Source organism: Kosakonia sp. 1610, from assembly GCF_050435845.1.
In the GTDB taxonomy this organism is placed as follows: Bacteria; Pseudomonadota; Gammaproteobacteria; order Enterobacterales; family Enterobacteriaceae; genus Kosakonia; species Kosakonia cowanii.
This window is the reverse complement of the sequence record NZ_JBNDKZ010000027.1, coordinates 1-1,812: the sequence shown is the minus strand read 5'-3', so window position 1 is coordinate 1,812 and position 1,812 is coordinate 1. Positions and strand designations below refer to the sequence as shown.

Below are 1,812 nucleotides of genomic sequence, written 5' to 3'. Positions count from 1 at the left end.
CTCGACCGCGAGAGCGGGCTGCACTACAACCTGTTCCGCTACTACGACCCGGTCGCTGGTCGTTACACCCAGATGGACCCGATTGGCTTAGCGGGCGGGCTGAATACCTACAGCTATGTGCGTGATCCGCTGGTGTGGGTGGATCCGTTGGGATTGTTTGAATGTTCTGTTGCGCCGAAGGGAAGAAAGGTCAATAGAACAATTTATCGTTTTGAAGAGCCACACCGCATAGAAACTACATGGACAACACACCCTGGAAACATTGCAGCTTCTCACCGCTATACAGATACGGGGCTGGGCGGAGTTTATGGGGCTAACTCACGCAAAACTGCTCTTGCTGAGGTTAACGCGTGGAATGTAGATTTGTCCAAAAGGGTGCTTGTTTCTAAAAAGGTCCAATTGAATAATGTGCTCGATTTGACGAGGGCTGATGTCAGAGATCAGTTGGGGGTGTCTTTAAAAGATATAACTGGAAAAAATTATGATGTAACTCATCAAATTGGAAGCTGGGCAAAAGAGCAAGGTTATGACGGGATTCTAGCGCCTTCGGCACGAAATCCATCAGGTTCAAATTTAATATCTTTCATGGGGTTTTAATAATGGAAAATCTTGAAACGGAATATCCTGGTGATGCTAAATGGGAGATTTTCTATAGAGTTTATGAATCTATGTTTCAGAGTGATGAAATAATGGAACTTGCCTTAGAGCTTGGAGGGCATAAAGATATCGCTACAGTTATATATGGTTTACTGGGCGCAGAAGAATGCTTTGAGTGGATTCACAAAAAAATCCCTATTCTAGATGGACTAACTCCGCTTGAATGTATTAAAAGCGTTAGCCTTATGAGAAGACTGAAAACAGCGTTGATGAGAATGCCATGTTAAAACTATCAATTTAAGGTGCATAAAATATGGTCTTTTTGCCTAGCGTATCAGGAAGGTTAAAGAAAAGAACATGAACTTTTTTAGGTTTTCATTTTAAAGTATAACATTTAATATATACTTCTGATAAGGATAATGGATGTATTATCGTGTAACAGAAACATATGATGATGATTTGTATACCGATGCAACAGTTATAAATATGGGAAATGTCATGTCTTTCAGGGTTACAATTCCGCAAAAGCTTGGGAATAGCTTTCCGTTTTTGCATTTAAAGCTTGATTCTGATTTTAGACCAAACGATTACTTTAAAAGCGGGCCTTTTGTCATAGTTTCGTCAAAAATGAAAGCTATACTTGAAAGTTTTAATGCTGAGTATGAATTTTTTGATGTGGTAATTACTTCTGACAAAACCACCTATCCAAAGGGTGATTACTTTTTTGCTCACTTACTATGCGCCATAGACTTTATCAATAAAAAGCAATCAATTTATAAGCCTTACGATTCTAACGATGCATTCATCGGAAAAGTTGAAAAGTTAATAATTAATGAGCGTTCTTTACATGGTTCTCCAGTAGCATTGTTAAAGAACTGTTTTGAAAATATAAAAATATATAAAGACAAGCTCGTCGAGAAATTAATTAAAGAATCGGTGTTGGGAATAGAGTATGAAAAACTAACATCTGAAATTTAATCATAATATTAAAATAAGTAATAATTCTTGTATCCGGGAGATGTTTTATTTCCCGGCTATTTTTTTATTTTAAATTGTTACCTCAATAAATTGTTAAAGATGTGTTGTCGTCTCACTTACTAATTTGCTCAAAAGAATCACCACGCACACGCTGGCGGCTTACGGTCGCGACCGCCTGCACCGGGAAACCTCCCGCAGCCAGGGCGTGCTCTCGCAGGAGACCCGTTACGACACCGC

General features: G+C 39.1%; 3 protein-coding genes. All 3 read left to right on the top strand.

Annotated features, from left to right (window positions below; translation table 11 throughout):
- Positions 1-597, top strand: a 597-nt coding sequence (locus ABIC80_RS24485; RefSeq protein WP_429178883.1) for an RHS repeat-associated core domain-containing protein, incomplete at its 5' end; no start/stop codon positions are given.
- Between the two features lie 2 nt (positions 598-599).
- On the top strand, positions 600-884 hold the full coding sequence (locus ABIC80_RS24480) for a hypothetical protein (protein WP_128482843.1): 285 nt from the start codon (positions 600-602) through the stop codon (positions 882-884).
- Positions 885-1,020: 136 nt separating this feature from the next.
- Positions 1,021-1,575 (top strand): imm11 family protein, encoded by a 555-nt coding sequence (locus tag ABIC80_RS24475; protein ID WP_429178881.1) that lies wholly within the window; start codon positions 1,021-1,023, stop codon positions 1,573-1,575.
- Positions 1,576-1,812 lie beyond the last annotated feature (237 nt).